This window comes from Micromonospora sp. WMMD998 (genome assembly GCF_029581235.1).
GTDB lineage: Bacteria > Actinomycetota > Actinomycetes > Mycobacteriales > Micromonosporaceae > Micromonospora.
The window spans coordinates 5,156,453-5,173,561 of record NZ_CP120740.1 but is presented as its reverse complement, the minus strand read 5'-3'; the positions used below and the strand labels follow the sequence as shown (position 1 = coordinate 5,173,561).

Below are 17,109 nucleotides of genomic sequence, written 5' to 3'. Positions count from 1 at the left end.
GGTGAACGGCGAGTTCGACTGGCCGGCGATGGGGGACGAGCTGTCCGCGTACTCCATCGGGTTGTCCGAGCGGGCCGACGCCTTCGTCTACGGGCGGCGGGTGTGGGAGATGATGTCGTCCTACTGGCCGGCGGTCGAGTCGATCTCCGACCACCCGCACGACCTGGCGTTCGCGCCGATCTGGCGGCGTACCCCGAAGGTGGTCGTCTCCCGCACGCTCGCCGGGGCCGACCACGGGGCCCGGGTGGTCGGCGGCGGCGACCTCGCGGCGGAGTGGGCCGAGGTGCGCGCGCGGTTCGGCGGGGATCTGCTGGTCACCGGCGGGACCGGCGCGGCCACCGCGCTGGCCGCGCTCGGGCTGGTCGACGAATACCAGGTGGTCGTGCACCCGGTGCTGCTCGGCGGCGGAAAGCGGGTGCTGCCCGACCTGGCCCGCCAGGAACTCGAGCTGGTCGAGACGCGCCCGTTCGACGGCCGCGCGGTGCTGCTGCGTTACGGGCGGGCATGACCGGCCGGCGGCGGGTGCGGCAGGTCGGCAGCCAGGGGTACGGCAGAATCGTGCGGTGCCCGTCCACGAGATCACCGACCCCGACGACGACCGGATCGCCGACTACCGCGCGTTGACCGACGTGGAGCTGCGGACCCGCTGGGAGCCCCCGCACGGGCTGTTCATCGCCGAGGGGGAGCTGGTGCTGCGGCGGGCGCTGCGGGCCGGCTACCCGGCCCGGTCGTACCTGGTCGACGCGAAGCGCGCGGACCAGCTCGCCGACCTCGACACCGGCGAGACCCCGGTGTACGCGGCCACGCCGGACGTGCTCCAGCGGGCCACCGGTTTCCACGTGCACCGGGGCGTGCTCGCGTCGTTCCACCGCAAGCCGGTGCCGGCGGCGGCCGAGGTGCTGTCCGCCGCCGGGCGGGTGGTGATCCTGGAGGACGTCAACAACCACACCAACCTGGGCGCGATCTTCCGGGCCGTGGCGGCGCTCGGGGTGGACGCCGTGCTGTTGTCGCCGACCTGCGCCGACCCGCTCTACCGGCGCAGTGTCCGGGTCAGCATGGGCGAGGTGTTCGCGGTGCCGTACGCGAAGCTGGAGAGCTGGCCGGCGGGCCTGGAGCAGGTGCGGGCGGCGGGCTTCACCGTGCTCGCGATGACGCCGGCGCCGGACGCCGTACCGATCCAGCGGCTCACCGGCGACCAGCGGGCTCGGGCGGCGTTGTTGCTGGGCGCGGAGGGCGCCGGGCTGACCCGGGCGGCGATGGCGGCCAGCGACGTGCGGGTGGTGATCCCGATGCGCCGGGGGGTCGACTCGTTGAACGTGGCCGCGGCCACGGCGGTGGCCTGCTGGGAACTCGGTCGGGACGATCCGCTTGCATGACCATGCGCGTTGACGCATAATCTTCCTTGTGTCCAAGGTTCTCACCTCCCTGCCCATCGGCGAACGCGTCGGCATCGCCTTCTCCGGCGGCCTCGACACCTCTGTCGCGGTCGCCTGGATGCGCGACAAGGGTGCCGTGCCCTGCGCCTACACCGCCGACATCGGCCAGTACGACGAGCCCGACATCGCCTCCGTGCCGGGCCGCGCGCTCAGCTACGGCGCCGAGGTCGCCCGGCTGGTCGACTGCCGCGCCGCCCTGGTCGAGGAGGGCCTCGCGGCGCTGACCTGCGGGGCCTTCCACATCCGCTCCGGCGGGCGGGCCTACTTCAACACCACCCCGCTGGGCCGCGCCGTGACCGGCACCCTGCTGGTGCGGGCGATGATCTCCGACGACGTCCAGATCTGGGGCGACGGCTCGACCTTCAAGGGCAACGACATCGAGCGGTTCTACCGGTACGGCCTGCTGGCCAACCCGCAACTGCGGATCTACAAGCCGTGGCTGGACACCGCCTTCGTCACCGAGCTGGGTGGGCGCAAGGAGATGTCGGAGTGGCTGCTCGACCGTGACCTGCCCTACCGGGACAGCACCGAGAAGGCATACTCCACCGACGCCAACATCTGGGGCGCGACCCACGAGGCGAAGACGCTCGAACACCTCGACACCGGCATCGAGACGGTCAGTCCGATCATGGGCGTCCGGTTCTGGGACCCGGCCGTGGAGATCCCCACCGAGGACGTCACCATCGGCTTCGACCAGGGCCGCCCGGTGACGATCAACGGCAAGGAGTTCGGCAGCCCGGTCGACCTGGTGCTGGAGGCCAACGCCATCGGCGGCCGGCACGGCCTGGGCATGTCCGACCAGATCGAGAACCGGATCATCGAGGCCAAGAGCCGGGGCATCTACGAGGCGCCCGGCATGGCGCTGCTGCACGCCGCCTACGAGCGGCTGGTCAACGCCATCCACAACGAGGACACCCTGGCCAACTACCACACCGAGGGCCGCCGCCTGGGCCGGCTGATGTACGAGGGACGCTGGCTCGACCCGCAGGCGCTGATGCTGCGCGAGTCGTTGCAGCGCTGGGTCGGCACCGCCGTCACCGGCGAGGTGACGCTGCGGCTGCGCCGGGGCGAGGACTACTCGATCCTGGACACATGCGGCCCGGCGTTCAGCTACCACCCGGACAAGCTGTCGATGGAACGCACCGAGGACTCCGCGTTCGGCCCGTCCGACCGGATCGGCCAGCTCACCATGCGCAACCTGGACATCGCCGACTCGCGGGCGAAACTGGAGCAGTACGCCTCGCTCGGCATCGTCGGCGGCGCCGCCCCGCAGCGGATGGTCGGCGCCGCGCAGGCGGCCTCGACCGGGCTGATCGGCGCGATGCCGCAGGGCGGCGCGGAGGCCATCGCCTCCCGGGGCGTCCCCTCCGCCGAGGACGAGCTGCTCGACCGGGCCGCGATGGAGTTCGGCGTCGACTGAACCGGGGCAGCCCATCCGGCACCGTTGTGACGCACGGTAGCGTGTCGCCCGTGTTCCCTACCGTGCGTGAGGTGCTCGCCCTGGAGCCGGTACGCCACGGCGCGCCGCGCCTCGTCGCCGGCGACGCCGGGCTGGACCGCCCGGTGCGCTGGGTACACGTGGCCGAGGTGCCCGACATCGCCACCCTGCTCGGCGGCGGGGAGCTGGTGCTCACCACCGGGATCGGGCTGCCCGCCGACGACGCCGGCCTGCGCGCGTTCGTCGGCGACCTGGCCGGCGTCGGCGTCTCCGGGCTGGTCGTCGAGCTGGGCCGCCGCTACGTCAGCGGGGTGCCCCGGGTGATGGCCGCCGCCGCCGAACGGCGCGGGCTGCCCCTGGTCGAGCTGCGCCGGGGCACGCCGTTCGTCCGGATCACCGAGGCGGTGCACGCGCTGATCGTGGACGCCCAGCTCACCGAGCTGCGCGCCACCGAGGAGATCCACCAGCGGTTCACCGAACTGTCCGTGGAGGGCGCCGAACCGGCCGAGGTGCTGCGCCAGGCCGCCGAGCTGGCCGGCTGCCCGGTGGTGCTGGAGAACCTGTCCCGGCAGGTGCTCGCGTACGACCCGGCGGGGGAGAACGCGGAGCTGCTGCTGGACGGCTGGGAACAGCACTCCCGGCGGATCCGCCCGGCCGGGCGCACCGCGTACGACCCGGACAGCGGCTGGCTGGTCACCACCGTCGGCGCGCGCGGGCAGGACTGGGGACGGCTGCTGCTGCGCTGGCCGGCGGCCGAGGCCGCCCCACCGACCCGGCTCACCATCCTGATCGAACGGGCCGCCTCCACGCTGGCCCTGGGCCGGCTGATCCGCCGCGACGCCGAGGGCCTGGAACGGCAGATCCACCGGACGCTGCTGACCGCGCTGATCGACCACTCCCGCCCGGTGGACGAGGTGGCGCTGCGCGCCAAGGCGCTCGGCGTCACCCTGGACCGGCGGCACCTGGTCGGCGTGGTCGTCCGGCACCGCAGCGACGACCCGGCCGGCGACGCCGCCGCGCCGGGCGCCGACACCGGCCCGGAGGCCGGCCCGGCCCGGCTGCGCGACCTCGCCGAAGCCGTGGGCCAGGCCGTGCGGGACGCCAAGCTCACGGCGCTGACCAGCGCCGTCGACGACCAGGCCGTGGGCGCGCTGCTGGCGCTGCCCGACCCGGCCGCCGAGGAGAAGTCGCTCGCCGCGTTCGCCACGGCGTTGCGTCGGGTACGCCTCGACGCCGCCCCGGCCCGCCCGTCGGCACCCCGCCCGGCGCGGCCGGTCGACGGTGCGGTCCGTCCGGCGATCATCGTCGCGGCCGGCTCCGGGGTGGGCAGCCTGCGGGAGGCACGCCGGTCACTTGTCGAGGCGCGGCAGATCGCCGAGGCGGCCCGGCGCGACCCGCGGGACCTGCCCTGCTTCCGGCTGCCGCACGTCGGGCTGGCCGGACTGCTGCACCTGCTGCGCGACGAGCCCCGATTGCAGACGTTCGTCGAACGGGAACTCGGCGCGCTGCTCGCCTACGACGCCCAGCACCCCCGCGAGCAGCTCCTCGGCACCCTGCGCGCATATCTGGAGCGGGGGCGGAACAAGTCGGCGGCGGCGTCGGCGGCGCACCTGTCCCGCCCGGCCTTCTACGAGCGGCTGGCGCGCATCGGCCGCATCCTCGACGCCGATCTCGACTCGGTCGACCAGTGCCTCTCCCTGCACGTGGCCCTGCTGGCCCTGGACGCCGTCCGCCCCATCTGACCGCCCGCCCCCGGCCGCGCTTTCACGGAAACTGGGGCTGTGAAGCGTGACAGGGCCACGCTTTCCGTGAAAGCGCGGCCGTGGGGCGTGCGGCGCGGGGCCGGTCAGGTCAGGGCGGTGAGGGCCTTGGCGTAGGGGGCGGGGACGAAGTTCGGGCCGGCGGGGGTGAAGACGTCGGAGGTGGACGCCGCCTGCCAGGCGGTGTCGGGCAGCTCCGCGACCAGGGCACGGACCACCGGGGCGTCCCGCCACTGAGCCTGCTCGGCGAGCAGGCTCAGCGCGACCACCGACTCCTCCACCTCGCCGACGCACTCGAACGGCTTGTGCCCGTCGATGCCGAGCAACTCCCGGTAGCCGGGGAGCTGGGACCCGTCGGCCAGCAGGTCGCCGCCGAAGATGCCGGTGAGCCGCTCGCGGGGCATGAACGGCGCCATCGCCAGGAAGACGAACCGGCACTTCGGGCAGTCGCGGCACCACCGCTCGCTCGCGTCGCGCAGCTTGAACGCGGCGTTGCAACTGGTCACCACCGCGTCGTACCGGTCGATCTCGGCGAACAGCCGGGCGATGTGCAGCTCGGACAGGGAGCGCAGGAGCGAGAAGTACGGCTCGGTGAGCCCGGCGTGCTCGGCCAGCGCGGCACGCAGCAACCCCTCCGCCTCGACGCCCTTGGACCACTGGTGGTTGATCTCGTGGCCCTGCCAGATGAGGTTCGGGTCGGACGCGGAACGCTCGTTCGACATCACCACCGGCCCGAGCCCGTGCAGCACGGCGGTGGCGACCGCGATCAGGGAGTTGATCGCGGTGACCGGGATGTGCCCGTTACGCGCGCCGGCCGCGTTCAGCTCGAACAGCACCGGGTCGAGCCGGCGCCGGGCGGCGAGCGGCACCAGGTCGGACGCCTCGTTGACGGAGACGATCACGTGGTTGGGGTTGACCGAGAAGGGCACCGGGTCGAACCCGGCCCGGCGCAGCGCCTCCAGCGTGACGATGGAGTCCTTGCCGCCGCCGACGGCGGACAGCGGACGGCGGTCGGAGTTGTCGAGCGGGGCAGCCGCCTCGACCGAGCCGGCCGGCACCTCGGGGCGCAACGTCAGCACGTACGGCAGGTCGTTGCGGTAGGCGTACTCGGCGAGGCCCTTGGTGTAGACGGCGGTGACCAGCTCGACGGCGGCGGCGCCCAGCGGCGCGGGCAGCACCAGCCGGGGCGGCGCGGCGGCCTTGTAGTAGCTGACGCCGGCGACCACGTGCAGCAGCTCCAGCACCCGTCCGAGGGTGGCCGCGGTGGCGTCGGAGACCGGCTCGGCCGGCAGCGGGAGCGTGATCACCTCGGTGAACCGCCGCTCGCCGTCGGGACCGGTCAGGGCGTAGTCGAACAGGACCTCGCCGGTGGCGAAGTCGATCGAGTAGGACGGGAAGGTGAAGGCGTCCATCCGCCGGAGCTGCTCGTTGGGCACACGCCATACTAGGCCCTGGTTCGTCCGCCCGTGTCCGGCTGGGCCGGACCCCGCCCGCCGAGCACCGACCGAGTCCGAGGAGAGCCCGTGCGCCTGTCTGATCTGCGCGGACGTCATGTCGCCGTCTGGGGCGCCGGCCGTGAGGGCCGGGCCGCGGTGACCGCGATCGCCGCGCACGGCCCGGCCGGTCTGGTCGCCGTCGACGACAGCGCGAACTTCCTCACCCTGCCCTGGGAGGGTCCGCTCGCGGCGGCGGCGCCGCTGGTGACCGGCGAGGAGGGCTTCGAGCGGCTGGCCGCCGCCGACGTGGTGGTCCGCTCGCCGGGGGTGCCGAACACCCACCCGTGGATGGGGGAGCTGCGCCGCCGGTCCGTCCCCGTGACCCAGGGCAGCGCGCTCTGGATGGCCGACCACGCGGACCGGACCGTCGGGGTGACCGGTAGCAAGGGCAAGAGCACCACGTCCAGCCTGATCAGTCACCTGCTCACCGCGATGGACCGGCCGAACGTGTTCGGCGGCAACATCGGGGTGCCGCTGCTCGACCTGCCCGAGGCGGAGCTGTACGTGCTGGAGCTGTCCAGCTACCAGTGCGCCGACCTGACCGACTCGCCCCGGGTGGCGGTGGTGACCGCGCTCTTCCCCGAGCACCTGGACGCGCACGGCGGCGAGCGGGAGTACTACCGGGACAAGCTGAACCTGGTCGCGCACGGCCCGCACACGGTGGTGGTCAACGGCGCCGACCCGCGGCTGGCCGTGGAGTTGGGCGACCGGGCCGCGGTCCGGGCCGGCGCACCGGACACCACCCACGTGGCCAGCGGCCCGGACGGCACGCCGTGGTTCCACCTGCGCGACGCGCCGCTCTTCCCGCGCGCGGTGCTGCCGCTGGTCGGCCGGCACAACGAGGGCAACCTGTGTGTCGCGCTGGCCGTGCTGGACGCGCTGGGCGTGGACGTGGTGGCGCGGCGGGACACCCTGGCCGTGGCGGTCGCCGAGTTCCAGGGGCTGGCCCACCGGCTCACCGAGATCCCCGACCCGTCCGGGCTGACCTTCGTCGACGACACGCTCGCGACCAGCCCGTACGCGGCCATGCACGCGATCGACGCGTACGAGGGGCGGCCGTTGACCGTGATCGTCGGCGGCACCGACCGGGGGCTCGACTACGCGCCGCTGCGGGAGCATCTCGCCGAGCGGGAGATCACCGTGATCGGCATCCCGGACAGCGGCCCCCGCATCGTGGAGGCGCTGGCCGGGCTGCCGGCGGTGCGCACCGAGCTGGCCGAGGACCTGGTCGCCGCCGTCGGGCTGGCGCGCAAGCTCACCCCGGCCGGCGGGGTGGTGCTGCTGTCCCCGGCCGCGCCGAGCTACGGCCGGTTCCGCAACTTCGAGCACCGTTCGGAGGTGTTCGCGCGGGCGGTGGCCGACACCGCCCGCTGAGCCACCCGGCGGTCGGCTCCGACTCCGCGGGCGGCGCGCCATCTGAGCAGCCGCAGCAGTCCCGCGCCGGCCAGGTACGCCACAAGCGTCGGTACGGGCAGGCCGAGCGGTTCCGGCGCGCGCTTCGGCGCGAGGCTGTTCAGCATCAGCCCGGTGACCAGCCCGGCGTACCCGGCGACGGCCAGCGCGGTCGAGGCCGCACCGTGTCCACCGTCGGGCGGACCCGCCCGCCCGCGCCCAGCGGTCGCGTCGGGGCTGCCGGCCGGCGGGCGAGCGGTCGTGTCGGGGCTGCCGGCCGGCGGGCCACCGGTCGTGTCCGGGCGGTGCGAGCCGGCCGGGCGGCGGGTGCGGACCTCGACCGGGCCGAAGACGGCGACCAGGGCCGAGAGCACCACCGCAAGGGCCAGCAGCCACGGGATCCGCCAGGCCCACCACGCCGACGAGCCGACCGGGGGAGTGGGTAGCACGCCGAGCGCGTCCAGCAGGCCGATCAGCAGGATCACGGCGGTCAAATGCCACAGGAAGACGGTGAGCACCACCGCGTTCACCGCGATCACCGCCTGCCACGGGCCGGGCCGGCGCAGCCAGCGCCCGGCCGGTCGGCGCAGCAGCAGGATCAACCCGAGCTGGGTGGTGGCGGCGGCGAGCAGCGCCAGGCTCGGCGGCGCGGCGTTGTCCAGCCGCTCGCCCGGCACGCGCAGCATCGCCACCGGGTACGGCCCGACCACGGTCAACAGGACCAACGCGGCCACGCCGCCGGTGAGCAGGGTCGCGCCGGCCCGGCGGGACAGCGGCAGCCGACGACGGCGGGGAAGCTCGGGTACGCGGGCGTCGTACCAGGCGAAGCCGAGCTGGTGCAGGGCCAACCAGGCGAACAGGTAGTTGCCGCCGGCCAGTTCGCCCGGACCGAGTAGCCGGCCCAGGTCACCGAGCGCCACGAGACCGACCAGCACCACCGGCACGGCCAGCCCGCACCGGCGGTGCAGCGCGTACATCGGCGGGGTCAGCGCCACCGCCACGAAGTAGGCGATCAGGAACCAGAGCGGGATGGTGGCGAACCAGACCACGGTACGGACCTCGGCCGGCTCGGCGCCGCGCACGGTGGCGACCGCGGCGCCGGCGGTCAGCACCAGCACCAGCATGGTGGTCGGTCGGACCAGCCGGGGCGCTGCGGTCCGCCAGCCAGCCGGTCGCGGTCCCGCCCCGGCCCCGGAGGGCGGTGAGGGAGGCCGCGTTGGCGTAGCCACCGACCAGGAAGAACACCGGCATCACCTGGGCCAGCCAGGTCACCGGCCAGGCCCAGGGCAGGTCGGCCAGCGCCGAGTGACCAGACGGACGGCCGTGGTCGTACCCGATCGCGGTCACGCCCCAGTGGCCGAGCATGACCAGGGTGATCGCCAGCGCCCGGAGCAGGTCGACGTAGCGCTCCCGCTCCGGCGGCGTGCGCTCGGCGAGCTGCCGCAGGCGGCGCATCATCCGAGGCTATGCCAGCGATCGACGACCGATATGGATAATGAAGTGGCTTGACTGGTAGGAAATTTCCTACCTATGCTGACGGCCATGTCCGTCACCCACGTGCAGATCGTTTCCGTCCCCGTCGGCGACCAGGACCGGGCCCGCGACTTCTACGTCGACGTCCTCGGGCTCGACCTGGTCCGGGACAATCCGATGGGGCCCGGTGGCCGCTGGGTCCAGGTCGCCCCGAAGGGTGCCGCGACCACGTTGACGCTCGTCACCTGGTTCGACAGCATGCCGCCCGGTTCCCTGCGCGGCCTGGTGCTGGAGACCGACGACCTCGACACCGACGTCACCCGGCTGCGCGAGCGGGGCCTGACGTTCGCCGAGGACGGCGTCCAGGTCGCGCCCTGGGGTCGCTACGTCACGTTCGCCGACCCGGACGGCAACGGCATCGTGCTCCAGGAGACCCGTGTCTGAGCCGGACGTGTTCGCGGCCCTCGCCAACCCCACCCGGCGGGAGCTGCTGCGGCTGCTCCGCGAGGAGGGGGAGCAGCCGGTGCGGCGCCTCGCCGACCGCTTCGACATGCGCCGCCCCAGCCTGTCCGAGCACCTGCGGGTGCTCAAGGAGGCCGGGCTGGTCACCGAGCAGCCGATCGGCCGGCAGCGCTTCTACGCGCTGCGCCCCGAGCCGCTGCGCGAGGTGGCCGACTGGCTCACCCCGTACGAGCGGTTCTGGCGGTCCCGCCTGGCGGGCCTGCGCGAGGTGTTGGACGGGATGCCGGATGGGTGAGCCGACCCGCATCGCGGTGGACCAGTTCCTGCCCCATCCGCCGGCAAAGGTATGGCGCGCCCTGACCGATTCCGATCTGATCGGCCGGTGGCTCATGCCGAACGACTTCCGGCCGGCCCGTGGGCACCGGTTCACCCTGCGGACCGTCCCGCGCCCCGGGCAGGGCTTCGACGGGACGGTCCACTGCGAGGTGCTGGAACTCGACGAGCCACACCGGATGCGGTGGGCCTGGCGCGGCGGCACGCTCGACACGGTGGTGACCTGGACGCTGGCGCCCGAGGGCCGGGGCACCCGCCTGTTCCTGGAACACGCCGGCTTCGACCCGGACGACCCGCTCCAGCGACGTACCTTCACGCTGCTCGACGGCGGCTGGCGCACCAAGGTCTGGACCCGGCTCGCCGACACGCTGGCCGCCCTGCCCTGAGCCGTCCCGGCCTGGCCCGTTGCCCGTGCCCCGTGGCCCGTGCCCCGTGCCCCGTCCCCCGTGCCCCGTGCCCCGTGCCCCGTGCCCGTGGCCCGTGTCCCGTGGCCCGCCGTGCCGTCCGCCGCCTGGCGCGCCGAACGGTTCGGCGGGCCCGGCTGTGCGGTCCCCGCGCCACGGTGCCGACCGCAGCGGCCTCGCGCCCGGTGCCGGCTGAAGACGCCGCGATCCCCGAGGTGTTCTGCTGGCACGGCACCCTGGACCTGCCGCGCCCGTAACGGCGCACGCTCCACGGCTGTGCCCCGCCACGGCTGTGCCCCGCCACGGCTGTGCCCCGCCACGGCTGTGCCCCGCCACGGCTGTGCCCCGCCACGGCGTGGCCGTCGGCGGAGGAGGTGGCCGATCGGCGGCTAGAAACTTGATGACGCGGACGGATCGGAGCAGCCGACGTCGGTGAACCATCTACGTCATCAAGTTTCTAGGCACCCGAGGGCGTTCCCGCCTGGGGCGCTCGGCGACGCGGCCGGGGTCGCTCACGGGTGCCTCGCCGAGCTGGGGGCAGGAACGACTCGCTCAACCGGCCATCGCTTTCGATGGTGCTGAGTCGTGGTTGCTTCGGCTCCAAAGAGGGCGTGGAGGCCACCATCCGTCCGCGCCGTCCGCGCGGAGGGCGTGCGGGGTGCGCGGAGGGCGTGCGGGGTGCACGGAGGGCGGTGCGGGTTACGCCGGCGGCGGGACGAGTCGGGCGTGCAGTGCGGCCGGGTCGGACACCTCGGGCAGGTCGCGGGCGGCGAGCCAGGCGGCTGCCGCCGCGCCGTCACCGGCGGTGGGGACCGGGGCGCCCGGCCAACGGCGGGCCAGCTCGGCGCGGACGGCGTCGGCGAGCGGGGTGTCGCCGGTGAGCAGACCACCGCCGAGCACCAGCGGGTCGGACGCGCGGGTGGGGCGGATCCGGGACACGCTCTCCGCCAGCAGCGCGGCGGCCTCCGCGATCAGCGCGCCGCCGGTCGGCTCACCCTCGCGGGCCGCCGCGACGACGAGCGGCGCCAGCCGGGCCAGCTCCACCGGCGGGCGTCGGGTCACCGCCTGCACCACGGCGTCGACTGTCGCTCGGGGGCGGGCGGCCGTCTCGCTGCTGCCGGTCAGCTCCGCCAGCACGCGCCGGCCCAGTTCGCCCGGCGCGTCGGCGCGGTCCAGGACGGCCAGGAGCCGGCGGACCGCCTCCCGGCCGAGCCAGAACCCGGAGCCCGCGTCGCCGAGCAGCCAGCCGTGACCGTCGGCGGTGCGGTCCAGGCGTAGCGCGCGCACCTGGGCGGCGATCGCGCCGGTGCCGGCGATGAGCACCGTGCCGTCCGGGGCGGCGGTGCCGGAGGCGTAGGCGACCAGGGCGTCGCCGTGCACCGCGTACGGGCACCGGAGCCCCGCCTCGGACCAGGCCCGGTCGAAGGCGGCGCGGCCGGTCGGGTCAGCGAGGAGGCGGCCGGCGCCGGCGAGGCCGATCACGCCGGCGCGTACCCGGGTCGGATCGATGCCGGCGAGCGCCGCGCGCAGGGCGGACAGCAGCTCGGCGGCGGCCCGCTCGGCGCCGTGACTGGTCGGGTTGCCGCCGCCCGCGCGGCCGGAGCCCAGACGTACGCCGTCGAGGCTCAGGGCGGTGGCGCGGGTGGACGTACCCCCGACGTCGAGGCCGACCACGACGGTGTCCGACATGGTCACCATGCTGGTCGGGCCGGTCCGCCCGGCGCAAGATCGGGGCCATGCGTCAGGTAACAGTTTGAAAACTTCGCCCACGGTCTTGACACGGAGGGGCCTTCAGTAAGAACTTTTACCACTAACAGTTAACACTCCTTTCCGAAAGGCTTCCGCCGATGGTCGAGCACGAGGTCGAGACTTCCGCGGGGACCGCGGTGGTCGACGCCGCTCCGACCGATCGGCGGGGCGTCGACGGGGTGCTGGCCAGGGTCCGGGCCGGCGCGGCGGAGCTGACGGGAGCCCTGCGCCGGGTCGCTGAGCACGTGCTCAGCGACCCGGAGGCAGCGGCCCGCGCGACGATCGTCGAGCTGGCCGAGCGGAGCGGCACCTCACCGGCGACCATCACCCGGTTCTGCCGGGCGATGGGCTTCGAGGGCTACGCCGACCTGCGACTCGGCATCGCCGCCGAAACCGGCCGGGCCCGCTCCGCCGGCTGGACCGTCGACATCGGCCGCGAGATCCAACCGGGCGACCCGCTGTCCCGGGTGCTCGACCAGATCATGGCCGCCGACACCCGGGCCATGCACGACACCGCCGCGCTGCTCGACCTGGCCGAGGTGGAACGCGCCGCGGTCGCCATCGCCGGCGCCAACCGGGTGAACATCTTCGGCGCCAGCGGAAGCGCCCTGGTCGGCGAGGAGATGCAGTTCAGCCTGCACCGCATCGGGGTGGCCGCCTGGGCGTGGAGCGACGTGCACGAGGGACTGGCCAGCGCCGCGCTGCTGAGCGCCGGTGACGTCGCGCTCGGCATCTCCCACACCGGTCAGACCCGGGAGACCATCGAGCTGCTCGCCGAGGCGGGCAGCCGTGGGGCCACCACCGTCGCGCTGACCGGCTTCCCCCGTTCGCCGCTCGCCGAGCTGGCCGACATCGTCCTGGTCACCGCCAGCCAGGCCACCACGTTCCGGCCGGACGCGCTCTCCGCCCGGCACCCGCAGCTCGTCGTGCTCGACCTGCTCTACATCGCGGTGGCGCAGCGCACCCACGACCGCGCCCACGCGGCCTTCCGGCGTACCGCCCAGGCCGTCGACGGGCACAAGGCCGCGAAGGGGGCCCTCTCATGATCAGCGCCCAGGGGTACGCCGACGCCGTCCGTCCGGTGCTCGACCGGCTGGTGGACAGCCAGGCGACGGCGGTGGACCGCGCGGCGGACCTGATCGCCGGCGGCCTGCGCGCCGGCGGCGTGCTCCAGGCGTTCGGCGCCGGCCACTCGGAGGCGTTCGCCGCCGAGCTGGTGGCGCGGGCCGGCGGCCTGGTCCCCGCCAACCGACTCTCCCTGCACGACCTCGTGCTGCACGGCGACGCGCCCCGCGACGTGCTCGCCGATCCCAAGCTGGAACGCGACCCGGCGGTGGCGCACGATCTGCTCGCCCTGGCGGCGCCGCAACCGGAGGACGTGTTCGTCGTCGCCTCGCAGTCCGGCATCAACGGCTCGGTGGTCGAGTTGGCGACGCTCGTCAAGCGGGGCGGCCACCCCCTGATCGCGGTCACGTCGGTCGAGCACACGGCCCGGGTCGCCCCTCGGCACCCCTCCGGTCGCCGGCTCGTCGACCTTGCCGACGTCGTGCTGGACAACGGCGCGCCGTACGGTGACGCACTGCTGCCGCTCGAGGGCGGCGGCGCGGTCTGTGCGGTCTCGTCGGTCACCGCGGCGCTGCTGGCGCAGCTCCTGACCGCCGAGGTCGTACGACGGTTCCACCAGGCCGGAGAGGTGCCCCCTATCTACCTCTCCGCCAACGTCCCCGGTGGGGACGAGCACAACCTCGCCCTCGAGTCGCGGTACGCCGGGCGTCTCCGGCGGACCGCCTGACCCGACACCACAAGGAGAGACAAGATGTCGGTTACCCCCGAGAAGTCCGACCTCAGCCGTCGGACCCTGCTCCAGCGCGCCGGCGCGGCCGGCCTGATGGCCATCCCGGCGGCCGGTCTGCTCAGCGCCTGCGCCGGCAGCGAGCCGAGCAAGTCCGACAGCGGCGGCGCGGCCAAGAGCGACGACAACCCGTTCGGTGTCAAGGACGGCAGCGCCGTCAAGGTGGTCGTGTTCAACGGCGGCCTGGGCGACCAGTGGGCGAAGGAGGACAAGGTCGTCTTCAACGCCAAGCACCCGAACGTCACGGTCAACATGTCTTCCACCCAGAAGATCAAGACCGAAGAGCAGCCCAAGATGGCGACCCAGCCGAGCGACCTGGTGATGAACTCGGGCGCCGACATGATGGACCGCAGCACGCTGATCAACGAGGGCGCCATCGAGCCGCTCGACGACCTGCTCACCGCGCCGGCCTGGGACGGCGAGGGCACGGTCGCCGACTCGCTGCTGCCGGGCACCGTCGCCGACGGCACCCAGAACGGCAAGTTCTACGTGGTGAACGTCGCCTACACGGTCTGGGGCAACTGGTACAACGCCGCCCTGTTCAAGAAGGAGGGGTGGACGCCGCCGACCACCTGGGACGAGTTCTTCGCCCTGGCGCCGAAGATCAAGGCCAAGGGCATGGCGCCGTACGTGCACGACGCGGCGCACGGCTACTACCCGCGCTGGGCGCTGTTCGCCAGCATCTGGAAGGCGGTCGGCAAGCAGGCCGTCGTCGACATCGACAACCTCAAGGACGGGGCCTGGAAGGTCGACGGCGTCGTCGCCGCGCTGGAGCCGTGGGAGAAGCTGGTCAAGGACAAGCTGCTGCTGCCGGGCAAGCTCGACCACACCCAGTCGCAGCAGGCGTGGCTGGACGGCAAGGCGGCGTTCATCCAGGTCGGCACGTGGCTGAAGAACGAGATGGCGGCGACCATCCCGCCGGGCTTCGAGCTGACCATCTCCGACTACTGGAGCAAGCCCGGCGACAAGGCCGCCAAGGACGTCTTCGCGTCCTCCGGCGAGGGCTTCGTGGTGCCCAGCAAGGCGCCGAACAAGGAGGCCGCGAAGGAGTTCCTGCGGGCCATCCTGTCCAAGACCGGGTCGGCGAAGTTCGCCGAGCTGACCAAGTCGCTGGCATCCACCAAGGGCTCCGGCGACAACGTCCAGGACAGCGCGCTGGCCAGCGCGAACGCCCTGGTCAAGGGCGGCAGCGGGGATCTCATCTCGGTGAAGTTCCCGGACTTCTACGCCGACCTGGACAAGGAGAGCCAGAACCTCTCCGAGGAGCTGATGGCCGGCCGGCTCACCGCGGCGCAGTTCGTCGACAAAATGCAGGCGGCTGCCGACAAGGTCGCCAAGGACTCGTCGATCAAGAAGCAGACCCGCACCGCCTGACGCTGTCGAGGAAGTGAGTTCAATGCGGCACGGAGTCGCGCGTTTCGTCACGGGCTTCCTGGCCCTGCCCGTCGCGCTGTACCTGTTCTACGTGGTGTGGCCGTTCGCCCAGGCGGCGGGCTACTCGCTCACCGACTGGGGTGGGTACTCGGATTCCCAGCACTTCGTCGGGCTGGACAACTACGTCCGGCTGTTCTCCGACGAGCTGATCCGGAAGGCGTTCTGGCACAACGTGTTCTTCCTGGTCACCGTGCCGCTGTTCACGATCGCGCTGGCCCTGTTCCTCGCGTTCCTGCTCAACGTGGGCGGACGCGAGGACAGGGCCGGCATCCGCGGGGTGTTCGGCTCCGGCCTCTACAAGGTCATCTTCTTCTTCCCGCAGGTGTTGTCGCTGGTGGTCATCGCCGTCATGTGGCAGCAGATCTACCGCACCGACGGGCAGGGCCTGATCAACGGAATGCTGATCAAGATCGGCCTGGTGGACGCGGACAACCCGATCGCCTTCACCGCCGACCCGGAACCGTTCCTCGGCGTGCCGGCGGTGCTGTGGTGGCTGCTGCTCATCGCGGTGTGGAGCGGCGCCGGCTTCTACATGGTGCTCTTCTCCGCCGCCATGCAGTCGATCCCGAAGGACATCTACGAGGCCGCGATCCTCGACGGCGCGGGCCGGTTCCACACCTTCTTCCGGGTGACCCTGCCGCTGCTGCGGGACAGCATCTCGGTCGCCTGGGTCTACCTCGGCTTCATCGCGCTGGACATGTACGCCCTGGTCTTCGTCATGACGCCGAGCCAGGGCGGGCCGAACCACGCCAGCGAGATCTTCGCGTCGGTGATCCAGTTCAACGCGTTCCAGAAGGGCCAGTTCGGCTACGCCTGCGCGATCGCCGTGGCACTGGCCATCTTCACCATCCTGCTGGCCGCCCTCCAGCTACGAATCACCCGCCGTGAGCGGATCGAGTTCTAAGGAGGTTTGGACGATGAGCACGGTGACAGACACCTCCGGCCGGGCCCGACCCGACACGGAGCCGCCGTCCGGGCCCTCCGCGGGCCGGCGGACCCAGGGCATCGGCAACGGCCTCGGCGGCCGGATCTTCAACGGCTTCTCCCACCTCTTCCTCGCCGTCTGGGCGGTCATGGTGGTCTACCCGCTGCTCTGGGTGGTGATGTCGGCGCTCAAGACCGACTCGGAGGTGATCCGCGAGCCGCTGTCGTTGATCCCCGCCGCGCTCCAGTGGGACAACTTCGCCCGGGCCTGGACGGCCGGGATCGACAGCTTCTTCCTCAACACGCTGGTCGTGCTCGTCTTCAGCGTGTCCCTGACGATGCTGCTCGGCTCGATGGCCGCGTACGCGCTGGCGCGGTTCGAGTTCCGCGGCAACCGGCCGATCTACTGGATGTTCCTGTCCGGGCTGACGCTGCCGATCTACCTGGCCGCGGTGCCGCTGTTCAAGGGCGTCTACAACACCGGGGTCAGCTTCCCGCTGCTCGGCCCGAACAAGCACGCGATGCTGATCCTGGTCTACGTGGCCTGGTCGCTGTCGTTCACGATCTTCTTCATGCACTCGTTCTTCCGGACGCTGCCCGAGTCGATCGCGGAGGCGGCCTCGGTCGACGGGGCCTCGCACACGCGCACGTTCTTCAGCGTGATGCTGCCGATGGCCAAGCCCGGCCTGATCAGCATCGGCATCTTCAACGTGCTCGGCCAGTGGAACCAGTGGTACCTGCCGACCCTGCTCATGCAGTCGGTCGCCGGTGAGCCGAAGCACCAGGTCATCGCGCAGGGGCTGATCGAGCTGTCGGTCAACCAGGGCTACAAGTCCGACTGGTCCGGTCTGTTCGCCGGCGTCACCATGGCGATGCTGCCGGTGCTGATCGTGTACATCGTCTTCCAGCGCCAGGTCCAGTCCGGCCTCACCGCCGGCGTCAGCAAGTAACCGCAC

At 72.9% G+C, this 17,109-nt stretch carries 15 protein-coding genes and 1 pseudogene; 13 read left to right on the top strand and 3 right to left on the bottom strand.

Translation table 11 applies throughout. The annotated features are described in order from the left end of the window. Window position 1 precedes the first annotated feature (1 nt). The 4 genes from O7619_RS23270 to O7619_RS23255 are packed head-to-tail and all read left to right on the top strand — an operon-like array spanning window position 2 to window position 4,616. Window positions 2–508 carry a dihydrofolate reductase family protein gene (locus O7619_RS23270; RefSeq protein WP_282283423.1) on the top strand — a complete coding sequence of 169 codons (507 nt, stop codon included), beginning with the start codon at window positions 2–4 and terminating at the stop codon, window positions 506–508. 55 nt (window positions 509–563) lie between these two features. Next, the gene (locus O7619_RS23265) at window positions 564–1,376 is read left to right on the top strand and encodes an RNA methyltransferase (RefSeq protein ID WP_282283422.1); all 813 of its coding nucleotides are present in this window, start codon (window positions 564–566) and stop codon (window positions 1,374–1,376) included. A 28-nt stretch (window positions 1,377–1,404) separates the two neighbouring features. After that, entirely contained in the window at window positions 1,405–2,856 is a 1,452-nt protein-coding gene (argG, locus tag O7619_RS23260; protein ID WP_282283421.1) for an argininosuccinate synthase, read from the top strand. Window positions 2,857–2,897: 41 nt separating this feature from the next. Further along, window positions 2,898–4,616: a PucR family transcriptional regulator gene (locus tag O7619_RS23255; RefSeq protein ID WP_282283420.1), complete on the top strand. Its 1,719-nt coding sequence runs from the start codon at window positions 2,898–2,900 to the stop codon at window positions 4,614–4,616. A gap of 104 nt (window positions 4,617–4,720) precedes the next feature. On the opposite strand, the gene O7619_RS23250 is transcribed toward O7619_RS23255, so the two are convergent. Continuing rightward, window positions 4,721–6,070 (bottom strand): hypothetical protein, encoded by a 1,350-nt coding sequence (locus O7619_RS23250; protein WP_282283419.1) that lies wholly within the window; start codon window positions 6,068–6,070, stop codon window positions 4,721–4,723. 87 nt (window positions 6,071–6,157) lie between these two features. Here O7619_RS23250 and murD point away from each other — a divergent pair, with 87 nt between their 5' ends. Beyond that, a complete protein-coding gene (murD, locus tag O7619_RS23245; RefSeq protein WP_282283418.1) occupies window positions 6,158–7,504 on the top strand; it encodes a UDP-N-acetylmuramoyl-L-alanine--D-glutamate ligase in 1,347 nt (448 codons plus the stop codon). A 41-nt stretch (window positions 7,505–7,545) separates the two neighbouring features. Here murD and O7619_RS23240 read toward each other — a convergent pair. Then, window positions 7,546–8,977 (bottom strand): annotated as a pseudogene (locus O7619_RS23240) (acyltransferase family protein); the annotation flags it as partial. Between the two features lie 87 nt (window positions 8,978–9,064). On the opposite strand from O7619_RS23240, the gene O7619_RS23235 reads away from it, so the two are divergent. From O7619_RS23235 to O7619_RS23225, 3 genes are read left to right on the top strand one after another with little or no spacing between them, the layout of a single operon-like run. Further along, the gene (locus O7619_RS23235; RefSeq protein WP_282283417.1) at window positions 9,065–9,439 is read left to right on the top strand and encodes a glyoxalase superfamily protein; all 375 of its coding nucleotides are present in this window, start codon (window positions 9,065–9,067) and stop codon (window positions 9,437–9,439) included. After that, window positions 9,432–9,752: a metalloregulator ArsR/SmtB family transcription factor gene (locus O7619_RS23230; protein ID WP_282283416.1), complete on the top strand. Its 321-nt coding sequence runs from the start codon at window positions 9,432–9,434 to the stop codon at window positions 9,750–9,752. The genes O7619_RS23235 and O7619_RS23230 overlap by 8 nt, the downstream gene beginning before the upstream one ends. Next, window positions 9,745–10,176 carry an SRPBCC domain-containing protein gene (locus O7619_RS23225; RefSeq protein ID WP_282283415.1) on the top strand — a complete coding sequence of 144 codons (432 nt, stop codon included), beginning with the start codon at window positions 9,745–9,747 and terminating at the stop codon, window positions 10,174–10,176. The genes O7619_RS23230 and O7619_RS23225 overlap by 8 nt, the downstream gene beginning before the upstream one ends. A gap of 717 nt (window positions 10,177–10,893) precedes the next feature. Here O7619_RS23225 and O7619_RS23220 read toward each other — a convergent pair. Further along, on the bottom strand, window positions 10,894–11,883 hold the full coding sequence (locus tag O7619_RS23220; protein WP_282283414.1) for a BadF/BadG/BcrA/BcrD ATPase family protein: 990 nt from the start codon (window positions 11,881–11,883) through the stop codon (window positions 10,894–10,896). 158 nt (window positions 11,884–12,041) lie between these two features. Between O7619_RS23220 and O7619_RS23215 the strand changes: the two genes are divergently transcribed. Genes O7619_RS23215 through O7619_RS23195 form a run of 5 tightly spaced genes read left to right on the top strand, consistent with a single transcriptional unit; the run spans window position 12,042 to window position 17,103 of the window. Further along, window positions 12,042–12,989, top strand: a complete 948-nt coding sequence (locus O7619_RS23215; protein ID WP_282283413.1) for a MurR/RpiR family transcriptional regulator — start codon at window positions 12,042–12,044, stop codon at window positions 12,987–12,989. Then, window positions 12,986–13,735 (top strand): SIS domain-containing protein, encoded by a 750-nt coding sequence (locus O7619_RS23210; RefSeq protein ID WP_282283412.1) that lies wholly within the window; start codon window positions 12,986–12,988, stop codon window positions 13,733–13,735. Before O7619_RS23215 ends, O7619_RS23210 begins: the two co-directional genes overlap by 4 nt. 24 nt (window positions 13,736–13,759) lie before the next feature. Then, entirely contained in the window at window positions 13,760–15,169 is a 1,410-nt protein-coding gene (gene ngcE / locus O7619_RS23205) for an N-acetylglucosamine/diacetylchitobiose ABC transporter substrate-binding protein (RefSeq protein WP_282283411.1), read from the top strand. A 22-nt stretch (window positions 15,170–15,191) separates the two neighbouring features. Beyond that, entirely contained in the window at window positions 15,192–16,133 is a 942-nt protein-coding gene (locus tag O7619_RS23200; RefSeq protein ID WP_282283410.1) for a sugar ABC transporter permease, read from the top strand. 13 nt (window positions 16,134–16,146) lie between these two features. Beyond that, window positions 16,147–17,103, top strand: coding sequence for a carbohydrate ABC transporter permease (locus O7619_RS23195; RefSeq protein ID WP_282283409.1), 957 nt, complete (start codon window positions 16,147–16,149; stop codon window positions 17,101–17,103). Window positions 17,104–17,109 lie beyond the last annotated feature (6 nt).